Origin of the sequence: Mesorhizobium sp. M1328 (assembly GCF_040318075.1) — a bacterium.
In the GTDB taxonomy this organism is placed as follows: domain Bacteria; phylum Pseudomonadota; class Alphaproteobacteria; order Rhizobiales; family Rhizobiaceae; genus Mesorhizobium.
The window spans coordinates 87727-101900 of the sequence record NZ_JAMYLO010000003.1 but is presented as its reverse complement, the minus strand read 5'-3'; the positions used below and the strand labels follow the sequence as shown (position 1 = coordinate 101900).

General features: G+C 63.8%; 20 protein-coding genes. 12 read left to right on the top strand and 8 right to left on the bottom strand.

Annotated elements, in window-relative coordinates; all coding sequences use genetic code 11:
• Window positions 1-92 precede the first annotated feature (92 nt).
• Window positions 93-2174: an ATP-dependent helicase gene (locus tag NKH23_RS08980; RefSeq protein WP_352911400.1), complete on the top strand. Its 2082-nt coding sequence runs from the start codon at window positions 93-95 to the stop codon at window positions 2172-2174.
• A 163-nt stretch (window positions 2175-2337) separates the two neighbouring features.
• Window positions 2338-2640 (top strand): DUF982 domain-containing protein, encoded by a 303-nt coding sequence (locus NKH23_RS08975; RefSeq protein WP_352452964.1) that lies wholly within the window; start codon window positions 2338-2340, stop codon window positions 2638-2640.
• Between the two features lie 12 nt (window positions 2641-2652).
• Here NKH23_RS08975 and NKH23_RS08970 read toward each other — a convergent pair whose 3' ends face one another.
• The 3 genes from NKH23_RS08970 to NKH23_RS08960 form a co-directional block, all read right to left on the bottom strand.
• Window positions 2653-3441 (bottom strand): GGDEF domain-containing protein, encoded by a 789-nt coding sequence (locus tag NKH23_RS08970; RefSeq protein ID WP_352717597.1) that lies wholly within the window; start codon window positions 3439-3441, stop codon window positions 2653-2655.
• A gap of 130 nt (window positions 3442-3571) precedes the next feature.
• A complete protein-coding gene (locus NKH23_RS08965) occupies window positions 3572-3937 on the bottom strand; it encodes a hypothetical protein (RefSeq protein ID WP_352911406.1) in 366 nt (121 codons plus the stop codon).
• A 52-nt stretch (window positions 3938-3989) separates the two neighbouring features.
• The gene (locus tag NKH23_RS08960) at window positions 3990-4502 is read right to left on the bottom strand and encodes a DinB family protein (protein ID WP_352717594.1); all 513 of its coding nucleotides are present in this window, start codon (window positions 4500-4502) and stop codon (window positions 3990-3992) included.
• Window positions 4503-4579: 77 nt separating this feature from the next.
• On the opposite strand from NKH23_RS08960, the gene NKH23_RS08955 reads away from it, so the two are divergent.
• From NKH23_RS08955 to NKH23_RS08935, 5 genes are all read left to right on the top strand, one after another.
• Complete coding sequence (locus tag NKH23_RS08955) at window positions 4580-5290, top strand: glutathione S-transferase family protein (RefSeq protein WP_352717592.1); 711 nt, start codon at window positions 4580-4582, stop codon at window positions 5288-5290.
• Window positions 5291-5704: 414 nt separating this feature from the next.
• Complete coding sequence (bluB, locus tag NKH23_RS08950; protein WP_352911410.1) at window positions 5705-6340, top strand: 5,6-dimethylbenzimidazole synthase; 636 nt, start codon at window positions 5705-5707, stop codon at window positions 6338-6340.
• A gap of 156 nt (window positions 6341-6496) precedes the next feature.
• Window positions 6497-6793 carry a DUF1905 domain-containing protein gene (locus tag NKH23_RS08945; protein ID WP_352911412.1) on the top strand — a complete coding sequence of 99 codons (297 nt, stop codon included), beginning with the start codon at window positions 6497-6499 and terminating at the stop codon, window positions 6791-6793.
• 133 nt (window positions 6794-6926) lie between these two features.
• Window positions 6927-7349: a nucleoside-diphosphate kinase gene (gene ndk, locus NKH23_RS08940; RefSeq protein WP_023719783.1), complete on the top strand. Its 423-nt coding sequence runs from the start codon at window positions 6927-6929 to the stop codon at window positions 7347-7349.
• A 153-nt stretch (window positions 7350-7502) separates the two neighbouring features.
• Entirely contained in the window at window positions 7503-8111 is a 609-nt protein-coding gene (locus NKH23_RS08935; RefSeq protein WP_352911415.1) for a class I SAM-dependent methyltransferase, read from the top strand.
• Window positions 8112-8182: 71 nt separating this feature from the next.
• Here NKH23_RS08935 and NKH23_RS08930 read toward each other — a convergent pair whose 3' ends face one another.
• Window positions 8183-8452, bottom strand: coding sequence for a hypothetical protein (locus tag NKH23_RS08930; RefSeq protein ID WP_352911417.1), 270 nt, complete (start codon window positions 8450-8452; stop codon window positions 8183-8185).
• 271 nt (window positions 8453-8723) lie between these two features.
• A complete protein-coding gene (locus tag NKH23_RS08925) occupies window positions 8724-9179 on the bottom strand; it encodes a MarR family winged helix-turn-helix transcriptional regulator (RefSeq protein ID WP_352911420.1) in 456 nt (151 codons plus the stop codon).
• Between the two features lie 65 nt (window positions 9180-9244).
• On the opposite strand from NKH23_RS08925, the gene NKH23_RS08920 reads away from it, so the two are divergent.
• Window positions 9245-9715, top strand: coding sequence for a cupin domain-containing protein (locus NKH23_RS08920; RefSeq protein WP_352911423.1), 471 nt, complete (start codon window positions 9245-9247; stop codon window positions 9713-9715).
• 79 nt (window positions 9716-9794) lie between these two features.
• On the opposite strand, the gene NKH23_RS08915 is transcribed toward NKH23_RS08920, so the two are convergent.
• Complete coding sequence (locus tag NKH23_RS08915) at window positions 9795-10562, bottom strand: YbaY family lipoprotein (protein WP_352911426.1); 768 nt, start codon at window positions 10560-10562, stop codon at window positions 9795-9797.
• A 295-nt stretch (window positions 10563-10857) separates the two neighbouring features.
• Between NKH23_RS08915 and NKH23_RS08910 the strand changes: the two genes are divergently transcribed.
• The 4 genes from NKH23_RS08910 to NKH23_RS08895 are packed head-to-tail and all read left to right on the top strand — an operon-like array spanning window position 10858 to window position 13422.
• Entirely contained in the window at window positions 10858-11181 is a 324-nt protein-coding gene (locus NKH23_RS08910; RefSeq protein ID WP_352479258.1) for a BufA1 family periplasmic bufferin-type metallophore, read from the top strand.
• Between the two features lie 33 nt (window positions 11182-11214).
• Window positions 11215-12135, top strand: a complete 921-nt coding sequence (bufB, locus tag NKH23_RS08905) for an MNIO family bufferin maturase (protein WP_502912332.1) — start codon at window positions 11215-11217, stop codon at window positions 12133-12135.
• Window positions 12122-12922, top strand: a complete 801-nt coding sequence (locus tag NKH23_RS08900) for an HvfC/BufC family peptide modification chaperone (RefSeq protein ID WP_352911430.1) — start codon at window positions 12122-12124, stop codon at window positions 12920-12922. The genes bufB and NKH23_RS08900 overlap by 14 nt, the downstream gene beginning before the upstream one ends.
• A 5-nt stretch (window positions 12923-12927) precedes the next feature.
• A complete protein-coding gene (locus tag NKH23_RS08895) occupies window positions 12928-13422 on the top strand; it encodes a DoxX family protein (RefSeq protein ID WP_352911433.1) in 495 nt (164 codons plus the stop codon).
• Between the two features lie 20 nt (window positions 13423-13442).
• Here NKH23_RS08895 and NKH23_RS08890 read toward each other — a convergent pair whose 3' ends face one another.
• Complete coding sequence (locus NKH23_RS08890; protein WP_352667162.1) at window positions 13443-13913, bottom strand: molybdenum cofactor biosynthesis protein MoaE; 471 nt, start codon at window positions 13911-13913, stop codon at window positions 13443-13445.
• A gap of 3 nt (window positions 13914-13916) precedes the next feature.
• Window positions 13917-14174: a molybdopterin converting factor subunit 1 gene (moaD, locus tag NKH23_RS08885; protein WP_023677674.1), complete on the bottom strand. Its 258-nt coding sequence runs from the start codon at window positions 14172-14174 to the stop codon at window positions 13917-13919.

Genomic DNA, 14174 nt, shown 5'->3' with positions numbered 1-14174 from the left:
CGACAGGTCCGCCCGCAAGGCTCCGTCGCTCACGAGCCCTATTGGTCTCCGCAAACCGTTGCGAACAAAGCAGAAACGATGCTTGATGAGCGATGAACCTCGCCGCCAGTGATTCGTCTTTCCAGCCGGCCTATCTGGCGAAGCTCAATGCCGAGCAGCGGCTTGCCGTCGAACATGGCGACGGCAAGATCGCCGGACCGTTGCTGGTCATTGCCGGCGCCGGCTCCGGCAAGACCAACACGCTGGCGCACCGGGTCGCCCATCTGATCGTCAGGGGTGCCGACCCCCGCCGCATCCTTTTGATGACATTTTCGCGCCGTGCCGCAGCGGAAATGGCCAAGCGGGTCGAGCGCATCGCCGGCGAGGTGCTGGGCCGCGATGCTTCTGTCATCACCGATGCGCTGAGTTGGGCCGGCACATTCCACGGCATCGGCGCCAGGCTGCTGCGCGATTATGCGCTGGAGATCGGTCTCGATCCGGCCTTCACCATCCACGACCGCGAGGATTCCGCCGACCTGATGAACCTCGCCCGCCACGAGCTTGGGTTTTCGAAGACCGAAGCCCGCTTCCCGACCAAGGGCACCTGCCTTGCGATCTATTCGCGTGCCGTCAATGCACAGGCGCCGCTCGGCGAGGTGCTGGGTTCGGTGTTCCCGTGGTGCGCCGGCTGGGCCGAGCAGCTGAAACAATTGTTCGCCCGATATGTCGAGGCCAAGCAGGCGCAGAACGTGCTCGATTACGACGACCTGCTGCTCTACTGGGCGCAGATGGCCGGCGAGCCGGAAATCGCCGCGCATCTGGGTGCACGTTTCGACCATGTGCTGGTGGATGAATACCAGGACACCAACCGGCTGCAGGCATCGATCCTGACGGCGCTGAAGCCCGACGGATCGGGGCTGACGGTGGTCGGCGACGACGCGCAGTCGATCTATTCGTTCCGCGCCGCGGAAGTGCGCAATATCCTGGATTTTCCCAAGCAGTTCGCGCAGCCGGCCGAGGTCGTCATGCTGGAGCGCAACTACCGCTCGACCGAGACGATCCTGGCGGCGGCCAACGCGGTGATCGGCGAAGCGTCGGAACGTTTCACCAAAAATCTCTGGTCCGAGCGCAAATCGGCGGAAAAGCCGAAGCTGGTGAGCGTGCGCGACGAGACCGAGCAGGCGAGCTATGTCTGCCAGGCGATACTCACCGAACGCGAGGCCGGCACCGTTCTCAAAGCGCAGGCCGTGCTGTTTCGCGCCTCGCACCATAGCGGCCCGCTGGAGATCGAGCTGACGCGCCGCAACATCCCCTTCGTCAAGTTCGGCGGGCTGAAATTTCTCGATGCGGCTCACGTCAAGGACGTGCTGGCCGTGCTGCGCTTTGCCGAGAACCCGCGCGACCGCGTCGCCGGCTTTCGCGTGCTGCAACTTCTGCCCGGCATCGGCCCTTCGGCGGCGAATGCGATCGTCGAGACCATGGCCACGTCGCTCGACGAGACGATGGGGCTTGCCCGCTACCGGCCGCCGCAGCGGGCCGCCGACGACTGGCCGGGCTTTGTCGCGCTCTATTGCGGCCTGCGCGCCGGCGCGCAAAAATGGCCGGCCGACATCGAGCAGGTCAGGCTCTGGTACGAGCCGTATCTGGAACGCATCCACGAGGATGCAACGACGCGCCGGGCCGATCTCCTGCAGCTCGAACAGATCGCTTCCGGCTATGCCTCGCGCGAGCGCTTCCTCACCGAGCTGACGCTCGATCCGCCGGACGCGACCAGCGACGAGGCCGGCCCGCCGCACCGCGACGAGGATTATCTGATCCTGTCGACCATCCATTCGGCCAAGGGCCAGGAGTGGAAGAGCGTCTTCGTGCTCAACACCGTCGACGGCTGCATCCCGATCGATCTCGGCGTCGGCAGCAAGGAGGACATCGACGAGGAGCGGCGGCTGCTCTACGTGGCGATGACGCGGGCCAAGGACAGCTTGCACCTGGTCATGCCGCATCGCTTTTTCGTCCACGGCCAGGCGGCGCGCGGCGACCGCCATGTCTATGCCTCGCGCACGCGCTTCATCCCGCGCTCGATCCTCGGCGCGTTCGAGCAGGTGGCTTGGGCCAGCGTCCAGGCCAGAGACGATCCGCGCCGCCAGCCGCAGGTGCGTGTCGATCTCGGCGCCCGCATGCGCGGCATGTGGAAATAGGCACCCGCCTCGCCGCTGGCGCTGCTCGCCCGGCGACCGCTCCCAGAGCCGGCGAAAAACAATCCCGGCAACATGGAACCTCGCGCCGTGATCCGCGTTTCTGCCCGACCCCCAGACCGGAGAACGGCGTCCGCCGTGACCTCCGCCCATTCGAGAGGCCAGAATGCACGACAGGACGTTTTCCACCCCGGTCGCCCTAACCGTTGGCGCCGGCTACAAGCGTACGATCGCTTCGTTCTCCGAGATGCACGAATTCCTGACCGAGTTCCCGCCTTCGCGCCGGCGGCTGAGCTATGGCGCCGCGGTAAAGGCCTGCGAGGCGGCACGTGCCGGCGAGATCTCGGCCGAAGCGGCACGCGACGCCCTGATCACCTTCGCCGTGACGGCAGGCATCCTCTGGCCGGCCGCGCAGCCGGCAGTCTCGGTCAAGCCGGTCGCCCGGGGCCTCGGCGGCTACGCCGCCTGACAGAAACGACCGTCAATGGACCGTCATCGGGCCGCCGCCCGGCGGGTCGCCCGCTGCCGCGGTCTCGAAACTGACCTGATCGCGGCCGTTCGATTTGGCCTTGTAAAGGTGCTTGTCCGCCACCACGAACATCTCGGCGTAGGTGGTCGGCCCGCTGAAGGCGACGCCGCCGATGCTGACCGAGAGAGGACAGGGCCGGCCGCCAGGCGAGAACTCCGCCTCACGGACGCGTCGGCGAATTGTCTCCGCCACCAGCCAGGACTGCGAAGGATCTGCGCCGGGAAGGAAAACCGCAAATTCCTCGCCGCCGATCCGGCCGACGATATCGGCGCCGCGCAGCTGGCCCTGGATCGTCCTGGCGATCAGCTTGAGCGCCTGGTCTCCGCAGTCGTGGCCGAGGCGGTCGTTGACGGATTTGAAATGGTCGGCATCGACGATCAACAAGGCGCCGGCATTGACGACGGAATGGCTGCGGGCCTGTTCGAGATAGGCTTCGACGAGCATCGAAAACGCACCCCGGTTGAACACCGCCGTCAGGCTGTCGGTCGCCGCGACGATGGCCAGTGCCTTCTGCGCGATGGCCAGCTGGCGCATTTTCCACATCAGGAAAAAGAAGAACGAGCCGGCCAGCACAAGCGGCAGCAGCAGGTCGGTGAGCTGCGCCCGCCACAGCGCTTCCGGCGACAAATACGGGAAATTGAAGGAATCGACGAAGAACGCGGCTGCAATGCAGACCACGGTGCCAGCGACGGTAACCGCCACGACCCTGCCCCAGCTCGTCGGGGACAAATCGATCCGCATTTTTTTGCTCCTGCTTCAGCCGGCCACCTTGAAGCAACAGCGCAAACGAAGTCCTAAGACTTTGCTTTCAATTCGATCGCAGTCGAAGCGAACCGGCCGTCGAGATGGCGGCCAGATAAGCGGGTCGGTCCTAAATCAGCTGCCTTCTGACACTCATCCGGGTCACCGCAGTCACAAGAATGGCGCCGATCATGAAATAGATGGTCGCGACGATGTCCCCCTGGTGGAAATAATAACCGGAGTTGAGGAGCGCCAGGACCACGGCGAAGAACGCCACAAGGCGCAAGGGTTCATTGGGCATGCGTGCCAATTCTCGCTGTTGCTGCTGAATGCTGCTGAAGCGGCCGCCCTCACGACCGTGCGCTCCATAAAATGTTTTGGCGCGTTTTGCAATCTCGGCAGATCGTCCTCTATCCACCGTCCGCTTCACCAGCCGCCCCAGGGTTAATGCATGTCGCGCAAAAGTGTGCAGCGGTTTTGCGATTACGACATGCATCAAACAAGAACCTAAAGCGCGTCGCATGGAGGCCGGTCGAACGCGACGCGCTTTAGGCGAATGCTCTGCCCTCCTCGCTGCGCTGGAACATCGTCAGGTCCAGTCCGAGGCTTGGCTTGCCCAGAACGGTCAGGATCGCATGCGCCTGGCCGCGGTGGTGGGTCTGGTGGTTGAAGAAGTGATCGAGCGCCGGCGCCAGCCGCTGCGAGACGGTGCGCATATCCGAGACGGTCATGTAGGAGAAGCGGCCCGACAGCGCCTTGTCGCTCAGGCCGTCGACCCAGTCGATGATCCGTTTGTCCTCGGCCTCGCGCGCCAGCCGCAAGCCGGGCAAGGCGCGGTGCAGGATCGTGTCGAGCCTTGCCGGCGCGTCGCCCTCGCCGGTGAAGCGTTTCATCCAGATACGGTCGGCTGCCAGGAGGTGGTTGAGCGTTCCCATCATCGAACCGAAGAAGACGCCGACATTGCGGTCGAACTCTTCCTCGTCGAGATCGGCGGCGGCGTCGTAGATGCGGCCGTTGGCCCATTGATTGTAGGCCGCAAACATCCTGAAATGCTGTTTCATTCTTCTCTCGACCTGCGAGACCCTGTTTCGCGCGGGTCTGTTTCGGGCATAGTTAGACTGCAAGGACGCTGCCGCCAATGACCATTCTGCTCTATGACCTTGTCGGACGCGACGCCGCCCGCCCATTCAGCCCACATTGCTGGAAGGCGGCGATGGCGCTGGCCCACAAAGGGCTCGACATCACCAGCGTGCCGACCCGTTTCCTCGAAGTGCCGAAGGTGGAAGGCGGCGTCTCGAAGCTCGTTCCGGTGATCCGCGACGGCGAGACGGTGGTCGCCGATTCCTTCGCCATCGCGCTCTATCTCGAGGAGGCCTATCCCGAGCGGCCGACATTGTTTTCCGGCGACGGTGGTAAGGCGATGGCGCGCTTCATCGAACGCTGGTCGCAGCTGACCATCCATCCCTACGTCACCACCGCTGCGATACTGGACCTACACGCCATGCAGGACGAGGCGAACGCCGCCTATTTCCGGCAGACCCGCGAGCAGCGCTTCGGCAATCGCCTGGAGGCGGTATACGCCACCCGCGACGCTGGGCTCGCCAGCTTCCGCGCCTCGCTGGAGCCGCTCCGCTCGATGCTTGGCTATCAGCCCTTCATCAGCGGCCAGTCGCCGCTATTTGCCGACTACATCGTTTTCGGCGCGCTGCAATGGGCGCGCATCGCCACGCCCTACCGGCTGCTCGACGACAGCGACGTCGTGGCGCAATGGTTCGAACGATGCCTCGATCTGCATGGCGGCGTCGGCCGCACGGTCGCGCCGGCAGCGATCGCCCCGCTTGAGGGGTGAAATCGGCAGTTTCATCGGCAACGCCACATTTTGTTCTTGCTTTGTGCGGCAGCTATGCTACTAATTTGGGTATGGTGCTGATTCGTACCGACGACCCGCCCGGCTTGCCGAGGCGGGTTTTGTTTGCCGATCAAGGTCCAACGGCGTAGATCGCGGCAATGTCGTCCAGCCTTGGCTAGAGCGCGTCGCGTCCGACCGGCCTCATGTGACGCGCTTTAGGTTCTTGTTTTGATGCATGTCGTTACCGCAAAACCGCTGCACACTTTTGCGCGACATGCGTTAGAATTGCCGCCCGGCGAAATGCGACAATGCGGGTAGCAGACGTGTCGCTCGAAGCGCCTCATCAGCACCCGGATCGCAGCAAACAAGACGAACATCCGGCGAACCGGACAATCACAACAAAGGCAGCGCGCCATGACCGCAAACCCAGAGTTCCCGGCCGACTTTCGCGCCGGGCTCGCCAATCTCTTCCTGTGGCGACGCGACGTCAGGCGGTTCAAGCCGACGCCGCTCCCCGAAGGGGCGCTGGAGCGGCTGCTCGAGCTTGCCAGCGCCGCGCCGTCCGTCGGGCTGAGCCAACCTTGGCGCTTCGTCGTCGTCGAGAGCGTAGTATGCCGCGCTGCCGTCAGGACATGCTTCGAGCGCTGCAACGCGGAGGCACTCCAAACCTTTTGCGGCGAACGCGCCGCGCTTTATGCGCGCCTGAAGCTTGCGGGCCTGAATGAGGCACCCTGCCAGCTTGCGGTTTTCGCCGACCGTACAACCTCGCAAGGGCATGGGCTCGGCCGCCTGACCATGCCAGCCACCATAGACTATTCGGCTGTCATGGCGGTCCACACGATGTGGCTGGCTGCGCGCGCCGAAGGAATAGGCATGGGCTGGGTCTCGATCCTCGATCCGGCCGAGATGGCGACGATCCTGGACGTGCCGCCGGAGTGGACACTGATCGGTTACTTCTGCATCGGCTACCCGAGCGAGAACCACAGCGTGCCGGAGCTGGAACGGGAAGGCTGGGAAATCCGGCGGCCGTCTATCGTGACAAGGCGGTAGTGGTATGGCGGCGCTGCCATCCTCTTTGCGGGGAAGAATGACTCCTCCGCTGCAGGGCTGTGGATATCATGGATGGTTTCGCCGATCGTCAGCATTGCCAACAAGACACCATGGCAAAGCCGGTCGTGACGACCTTGACCTGAGGAAGGGCATAGAATGTTTCGCTACGACATGCAGGCCGAGATCTGGGTCTATCCGGGCAAGGGCGGCTGGCATTTCGTGACGTTGCCGCCGGAGCTTGGGACCCGGATCAAAACGGCGATGATGGGGATGGCACGGCCCTGGGGTTCGCTTGGCGTGGAAGCCGTCATCGGCCAGACCAGATGGCGGACATCGCTGTTTCCCGACAAGAAATCCGGCAGCCTGCTCCTGCCGATCAAGACGGCGGTGCGGGTCCGCGAAGGCCTTCGGGCTGGCGACACCGCCAACCTGACGATCGAGATGCAGTTATGACGACATTGGTGACGCGCTGTGCGGCGGCTAGTGCAGAAATGCGCGCCGCGCCAGCGTCCCCTTGGCAAGCCGGCGGGCGGCTTGTATAGAGCCCGCCACCCTCAATTCCACTCTCCATCACAAGGACGATCCCATGGCGCTCGAACGCACCTTTTCCATGATCAAGCCGGACGCGACCCGCCGCAATCTCACCGGCGCCATTACCAAGATACTGGAAGATGCCGGCCTGCGCGTCGTCGCTTCGCGCCGGGTGTGGATGAGCCGCCGCGAGGCGGAAGGTTTTTATGCCGTCCACAAGGAGCGTCCGTTCTTCGGCGAGCTGGTCGAGTCCATGTCGTCGGGCCCGACCATCGTGCAGGTACTGGAAGGCGAGAACGCCATTGCCAAGAACCGCGAAGTGATGGGCGCCACCAATCCGGCAAGCGCCGCCGAAGGCACCATCCGCAAGCTGCACGCGCTGTCGATCGGCGAGAATTCCGTGCACGGTTCTGATGCGCCGGAAACCGCCGCGCAGGAGATCAAATACTGGTTCTCGGACACCGAGATCGTCGGCTAAGCCGGCATCCCGAACCCCATCAAAGAGGCCGGCGCAACGCCGGCCTTTTTTGTTAGCGGACATTTTCAGCTTCAGGCTCCTCGACGGATCATGGGTGCGTTAAGCTCGAGGGCACCGATCAAACGCGGTCCCGACAATGGAGCCGACCAGGCCATGACCAGCACCATTCCCGGCTTCTTCCAGGGCACCGAAATGCCGACCGGCGGCTGGTGGGAAGCGCTGTGGCCCGAGCCTGCCAGTGTCGTGGCGGCAGTAGGCATGAAGCCCGGCACGGACGTGGTCGATCTTTGCTGCGGCGACGGCTGGTTCACGCTGCCAATCGCCAGGGTCGCCCGTCATGTAGTCGCCATCGACATCGATGCCGATCTCCTCGAAGTCGCCCGGCGGCGACTGGCCGAAGGTGGCGCGAGCAATTGCGAGTTTGTGGCGGGCGATGCCTATGAGCTTGCCAGGCTGGTGCCTCAAACCGTCGACTTCGTCTTTATGGCCAACGCTTTCCACGGTGTTCCGGATCGGCCGCGCCTTGCCCGCGCCGTGCGCGCGACGCTTGGCCCTGCTGGTCGTTTTGCCATCGTCAACTGGCACCAGCAGCCGCGCGAGCAAACCACGGTCCTCGGCGAGCCGCGCGGGCCAAAGACCGAGCTGAGGCTGTCACCCGAACAGACCACCGCGGCGGTGGAAGCGAGCGGGTTCAAGCTCGCCGAGCTGGTTGATGTGCCGCCCTATCACTATGGCGCGGTATTCAAACTCGCAACAAATTGAGAATGCCTGGTGTATGCGGTCGTCGCCCGATAGATCTCGCCCGCCGCCCCCTAGCGGCGGGTTCTGCCAGTCTATTTCGCCTGGCGTTCCTTCACGTTCGCATGTTCATTCGCCGCGTCCGTGTCGGTGGCCGGGGTCTTGGTCTCCTCACCTGTGAACGGGCTGCCCTGCCCGGGCGCGAGATCGCCGCTATGACCAGCCTTGTTGGTCTCGAAAGGCTGGCTGTCAGGACTGAGACCATGCTGAAGGGCATCGAACAGATGGTCGTCCGCCTTGGCAAGACCGGTAAAGGCAAGAAGCGATGCACCGGTGGCGGCAACGATAAGCGTATGCGTTTTCATCTCTGGACTCCTTTGAGTGGCCAGAACGAGCCGCAGCCATTCTGGCGGCTTCAACGAAGGGACAAACGTCCCTTTTGCCTTACCCGCCATCTTATGAACGACTAACGCGCCCCCTGCCCGGCCTATTCCCGCTGAAACACAACGTGATCGGCATGCGGCCGATCAGGCGACCGAATAGCCGCCGTCTGCGAGCAGGCCGTGGTCGGAGACAAACGAGGCGTCATCCAACGCCTCGGGAGTGAGCGGAGCGTCGAAGCTGCCGATCTCCTTCTCAGCGAATGAGCGGCGTGTCCCAAAGGTCGCCGAGCAGCATCTTCAGCTCATGAAAGCGTTTTGAGCCAAGTTCCTCAGCCCATTCCCGCTCGATATCCAGCAATATGTCGGCCATCTTCTGATAGGCGGCGCGCCCGCGGTCGGTGAAATTGACGATCGTCCCGCCGCTTTCGTCAGGTGCTGCGGAGCGCCTGATGTAGCCCATCGTTTCCAGCGTCTTCAGCAGCTGGTTCATGGCCTGTTTGCTCATGGCGGCGCGCTCGGCAAGCGCGCTTGGCCTCAGGCCGTCAGGGCCGGGATATTGGATCACGGCCATATGCGGCGGGCTGAGATCCTCGAAACCCGATGCCCTGAGTTCTCTGATCAGCTTGCGGTGGATGGCCATGGCAGGCACGCGCAGCAGCGCGCCGATCAGCGGCGGCTTCCTTGGCGGATCTTCAATGGGCGATGGCATTGACACCTTGGTAAATTGAGTTTACTCGTCATCGGTAAATTCGATTTACCACATGGGAGGATGGAATGCTAGAAAAAGCCAGCCAGGTCCGCGTCAATCCTGCTGACGAGACGATCAGCCATGGCGGTCTTGCCGTGCGTTTCCTGCTCACCGGCGATCAATCGGCCGGCAGCATCGCGGCCTTCGAACTGACTGTCCCCGGCTCGCAGCGCCTGCTCGCGCCGGCACACAGCCACGACCACTACGAAGAGACGATGTACGGGATCGATGGCGTGCTGACGCTGACCGTCGACGGATACCGGCACGATTTGGGGCCTGGACAGGCACTGTGCATTCCGCGCGGAGCAATCCATCGCTTCGACAATAACGGCACAGAGACGGCCAAGGTGCTCTGCATGGTGACGCCGGCGGCGATCGGGCCGGAATATTTCCGCGAGGCCTTCGCCATCTTCGGCGCCGGCGGCCCGCCCGACCGCGCCAGGATCATGGATTTGATGCACCGCTTTGGCCTGACGCCTGCGCCACCACAGGTGTGATCGTTTCGGAACGGTCCAAGGCCTGTTGAGATTCAGGGCAGGCCGAGCCGGTGAAGCCCTTACCTGAATAGCGACAGGCTCAGCTCGCAGCATTGAACCGCAGGATGACGCGATCATCCTTGTCGGCGATGATGAGCTTGCCGGCGTCGATATGGTACGACGCTGCCTTGGCCAGCGCCTCGAACAGCGCCTTTTCCTCGGCCATGGTCTCGGACGCGCAGGCCTTGAAGGTCGAACCGATGTCACTGATGGTAATCGTCGAACCATCGACTTTGGCGGTGGCGAAGTAGACGTTGCAAGGGCCGCTGCCGCCGGCCTTGCCGGCTTCGCTGATCCGGAACGTCGCCCGCGGCTCGGCAATCACGCCGATGCCGTCGATATATTCGATCAGCCAGCTTTGACCGAACACGGAGGCTGCCGCCGGCTCGTCGCTCGGCGCCGCCATTTTCAGCATGATGGTCAGGGGTGCATCGCTCAGCGGGTCGACCTGATGACGCTCGTCGGAGATGAACAGCAGCCTGTCGTCGGCGGTGATGCGTGCCTGCAGCACGTAGGTCATGTTCGGCCTGATCGCCTGCGGATCGAAGCTGATCTCGAACTTGATCGGCACCTGGCCGGTGGGCACGATCTTGCGTTCGCCGATAATTGCGGCCGGCGCGTCGGCCAGCGATACGTCGGCAAGCTGCACGGAAAGCACGGCGTTGGGCGGCAGCGTGATGCGCTCGCGATACATCACCTCGCCCTTGAGGGTCTTTTCGGCGGCCACGGAGTGATCCGGAACGGCCAGTATGCCGACGGCCAGCGGCACCAGCCCGAAGATGAAGAACTCGGCGATCCTGTCCAGCATGATCCTGCTCCCCTTCCGGCCAAAGGTCTCGCAGGATTGCGGTCAATGAATGGCTGGCGGGGTATGGGCACGGCTGTCCCAGGGATTTATTTGGACGGCGGGCGCTTCCAGTGGCCCGCCGCCTTGTCGTCGGCCTTCTTGGCCGCTCCGCAAACCCTGTTCAGGCCACCCTCGGCCAAGCCTCAGGCGATCACGAATTCGTGTTCCAAACAGACGTAACACGGCGGGCGTCCGGACCGAACTGACCAATGCGCACTGAGGAGAGTGCGCTTGAAACCCAACCGGAGGTGAAATCATGTCAACGAGATCAACCGTGAGCGCGGCCTTACTGGCCAGCGCCGTTGCCACGGCTCTTGCTTCTTTTGCGACGGCCGCGCCGCTGACCGAGGCACAGGTCAAGGCAGCAATGGACGCCGGCAAGGAGAAGTGCTTTGGCGTCGCCTTGAAGGGACAGAACGACTGCAAGGCAGGCCCGGGAACCACCTGCCAAGGTACCTCGACCGTCGACTATCAAGGCAACGCCTGGAAGTTCGTCGACGGCGGCACCTGCACGACGATGGACCTACCCGGCGGCCGCAAGGGCTCACCCACCGAGCTGACCCGCGACGTCCCATCGTAAGCGATGCACCCTGCCCGGAAAGTGGCGATGACAATGAACGGACCGACCCGTCCAGCATCCCGCATGTCGAAGACCTCGCGCTTTCCGGCGCACCCGGTCGCCGGCCTTGCCGGCACCAGTTTCAAGCATGAGCGTTTATCCGCAATCCTCGGCGACGGTCCCCAAAGCGGCTTCTTCGAGGTTCATGCGGAAAACTACATGGGCGCCGGCGGCCCGCCGCACGACGCGCTCGCCCGCATCCGCCGCAATTATCCCGTCTCGCTGCATGGCGTCTGCATGTCGATCGGCGGCCCGCAGCCGCTCGACAAGGCGCATCTTGGTCGTTTCAAGGCGCTGGTCGATCGCTACGAGCCGGCGCTCGTTTCAGAGCATCTCGCCTGGTCGACGCACGACACCACCTATTACAACGACCTGCTTCCCCTGCCCTACACGCCGGCAACGGTTTCGCGCGTGGCTGATCACATCGACGAAGTGCAGGGCACGATAGGCCGCCCGATCCTGCTCGAGAATCCTTCGACCTATGTGCTTTTTCCGGAATCGACGATGAGCGAGACGGATTTCATCCGCGAGCTGGTTCGGCGTAGCGGCTGCGGCCTGCTGCTTGACGTCAACAACGTCTTCGTCTCGGCCACCAATCACGGCTATTCGACACGTTCTTATCTCGCGGACTTCCCGCTCGAACATGTCGGCGAAATCCATCTGGCCGGGCACGCCAAGCAGGAGGACGACGAAGGCGACCTGCTGCTCATCGACAGCCATGACGGCCCGGTTGCCGACGCGGTCTGGAAGCTCTTCGATACCGTCATCGGCCGATGCGGGCCACTGCCGACGCTGATCGAATGGGGCAGCGACATTCCCGAGTGGCCGGTGCTCAAGGCGGAGGCCGCCGCCGCCCAAGCCATCCTCGACCGTCATGCCGACAGCTATTTCGGAAAAGCCCATGCCGCAGGATGAGCTCCAGTCGGGCGATCTCGGCCACCGGTTTGACTATGCCGCGGCATTCACCGCCGGTTTGCTCGATCCTGACCGTGCCCCGCCTGACTCTGTCTCGGGGCCGAACGGGAAGGCTGTGGTCAAGCGATATGCCGTCTACCGCAACAACGTCACGGTCAGCCTGATCGATGCGCTGGCCGCCAGCTTTCCAGCGACGCTGCGCATCACCGGCCCGGATTTCTTTCGCGCGATGGCGCGCTTTCACATCCGCGAAACGCCACCCACCTCGCCGCTTCTATTCGAATATGGCCGCGACTTTCCCGATTTCATCGAGCGCTACGAATACGCGCAGTCAATGCCGTGGCTGGCCGACGTGGCGCGCATCGAGCGGGCCTGGCTCGACGCCTATCATGCCGCCGACGCGGAGGCGCTGTCGGCTGAGGCACTGGCGTCGATCCCTTGCGAGAGGCTTGCCGATACCGTGCTGCGGCCGCATCCGGCGACGCGGGTCGCGCGCTCCCGGTTCCCGGCAGTCACGGTCTTCGCGGCAAACCGGAACGAGGCTCCTGTTGGGCCGATCCGGGCAACGGGCGCTGAAGATGCGCTGGTCACGCGGTCCGGCCTCGAGGTCTTCGTTCGCCACCTGCGGCCCGGCGGCGCAGTGTTTATCTCGCATCTGATCGCGGGCGAGGCGCTCGGCGCGGCGGCCGCGGCGGCATTTGCGGAGAGTGCCGAATTCGAGCTTTCCGCCAACATTGCCGGCGTGCTGGAAGCGGGAGCCTTCACGACGGCACATCAGGAAAGGTGAGCACGATGAGCGATGGGCAGAACGCGAGCACCGAACCGCGAGGGGTCGCCGCTCTCGTCGAAAGGCTGAATGCCGCCCTGCGCACGATCGCGACGCCATCGCTGACGCAGCTTGTTCTGCGCTGCGCCCTCGCCGTCCCGTTCTGGCGGTCCGGCGTCAACAAATGGGACGGTTTTCTACAGTTGAACGATGTCGCCGTGCTGCTTTTCAGCTCGGAACTCAAATTGCATCTGCCGGGCGGCCCTTACGATTTTCCGGCACCTGGGCTGGTGGCGTTCGCCTCAGGGTCAGCGGAGATCGTGTTGCCAGTTCTCCTTGTTTTCGGCCTGGTGACGCGACTGGCGGCATTCGGGCTGCTGCTGATGACGCTGATCATCGAGCTCACCGTGCCGGACGGCTGGCCGCTGCACATTACCTGGGCGGCGATGGCGCTTGGCATCGTGGCTTGGGGACCCGGCCGGATTTCGCTCGATCATTTGATCGGCACCGACAAAGGCTGACGCCCTCGCGGAAAGCCTGGTCAGTCTCGCTTCCAGCGGCTCGCCGCCTTGTCGTCGGCCTCCTTGGCGTCGACCCAGCCGCCCTCGGAACCGTCGCTATGGTGTTCCTTTTTCCAGAACGGCGCCCGTGATTTCAAATAGTCCATCAGGAAATTCGCGGCCTCGAACGCCGCCTGCCGGTGGGCGGAAGCGGCCACCACCAGCACGATGTTTTCGCCGGGAGCGATCTTGCCGTGGCGATGGATCGCGGTGAGCCCCTGCAGTGGCCAGCGCTCGATTGCCTCGCCGGCGATGCGGGATATCTCGGCTTCGGCCATGCCGGGATAATGTTCGAGCTCGAGTGCGGAGAGCCTGCCTTGCTCGTCGCGGCAAAGGCCGGAGAAAGTCACCACGGCGCCGATGTCGTTGCGACCCCTGGTCAGCCTGGCGATCTCGGCGGCGACGTCGAAATCCTCCGCCTGGATGCGCACGACAGGCACCACCGCCGACATGGTTCAGCCACCGGTCATCGGCGGGAACAGCGCGATCTCGCGCGCGCCGGCGATCTTCTCGCGGTGCTCGACATGTTCCTGGTTGATGGCGACGCGGATCACGTCAGGATATTGCAGCGCGTTCTCGTATTCCTCGCCGCGTGATTTCAGCCAGCGCAACAGGTCGGCGACCGTTTCGATGCCGGCCGGCAGTTCGACCTCTTCCTCCGGTCTGCCGATCCGCTCGCGCACCCAGGCGAAATAGATGAGCTTCGTCGACAT

Bases quoted from the DNA above. Each gene is read 5' to 3' on its own strand.
- NKH23_RS08895 (WP_352911433.1), top strand. From the start codon at position 12,928: ATGAGCGATGGGCAGAACGCGAGCACCGAACCGCGAGGGGTCGCCGCT.
- NKH23_RS08925 (WP_352911420.1), bottom strand. From the start codon at position 9,179: ATGCCATCGCCCATTGAAGATCCGCCAAGGAAGCCGCCGCTGATCGGC.
- NKH23_RS08945 (WP_352911412.1), top strand. From the start codon at position 6,497: ATGTTTCGCTACGACATGCAGGCCGAGATCTGGGTCTATCCGGGCAAG.
- NKH23_RS08960 (WP_352717594.1), bottom strand. From the start codon at position 4,502: ATGAAACAGCATTTCAGGATGTTTGCGGCCTACAATCAATGGGCCAAC.
- NKH23_RS08915 (WP_352911426.1), bottom strand. From the start codon at position 10,562: ATGCTGGACAGGATCGCCGAGTTCTTCATCTTCGGGCTGGTGCCGCTG.
- NKH23_RS08980 (WP_352911400.1), top strand. From the start codon at position 93: ATGAACCTCGCCGCCAGTGATTCGTCTTTCCAGCCGGCCTATCTGGCG.
- NKH23_RS08910 (WP_352479258.1), top strand. From the start codon at position 10,858: ATGTCAACGAGATCAACCGTGAGCGCGGCCTTACTGGCCAGCGCCGTT.
- NKH23_RS08900 (WP_352911430.1), top strand. From the start codon at position 12,122: ATGCCGCAGGATGAGCTCCAGTCGGGCGATCTCGGCCACCGGTTTGAC.
- bluB (WP_352911410.1), top strand. From the start codon at position 5,705: ATGACCGCAAACCCAGAGTTCCCGGCCGACTTTCGCGCCGGGCTCGCC.
- NKH23_RS08920 (WP_352911423.1), top strand. From the start codon at position 9,245: ATGCTAGAAAAAGCCAGCCAGGTCCGCGTCAATCCTGCTGACGAGACG.
- NKH23_RS08975 (WP_352452964.1), top strand. From the start codon at position 2,338: ATGCACGACAGGACGTTTTCCACCCCGGTCGCCCTAACCGTTGGCGCC.
- NKH23_RS08965 (WP_352911406.1), bottom strand. From the start codon at position 3,937: ATGCATGTCGTAATCGCAAAACCGCTGCACACTTTTGCGCGACATGCA.
- NKH23_RS08935 (WP_352911415.1), top strand. From the start codon at position 7,503: ATGACCAGCACCATTCCCGGCTTCTTCCAGGGCACCGAAATGCCGACC.
- NKH23_RS08955 (WP_352717592.1), top strand. From the start codon at position 4,580: ATGACCATTCTGCTCTATGACCTTGTCGGACGCGACGCCGCCCGCCCA.
- moaD (WP_023677674.1), bottom strand. From the start codon at position 14,174: ATGTCGACGAAGCTCATCTATTTCGCCTGGGTGCGCGAGCGGATCGGC.
- NKH23_RS08930 (WP_352911417.1), bottom strand. From the start codon at position 8,452: ATGAAAACGCATACGCTTATCGTTGCCGCCACCGGTGCATCGCTTCTT.
- bufB (WP_502912332.1), top strand. From the start codon at position 11,215: ATGAACGGACCGACCCGTCCAGCATCCCGCATGTCGAAGACCTCGCGC.
- NKH23_RS08890 (WP_352667162.1), bottom strand. From the start codon at position 13,913: ATGTCGGCGGTGGTGCCTGTCGTGCGCATCCAGGCGGAGGATTTCGAC.
- ndk (WP_023719783.1), top strand. From the start codon at position 6,927: ATGGCGCTCGAACGCACCTTTTCCATGATCAAGCCGGACGCGACCCGC.
- NKH23_RS08970 (WP_352717597.1), bottom strand. From the start codon at position 3,441: ATGCGGATCGATTTGTCCCCGACGAGCTGGGGCAGGGTCGTGGCGGTT.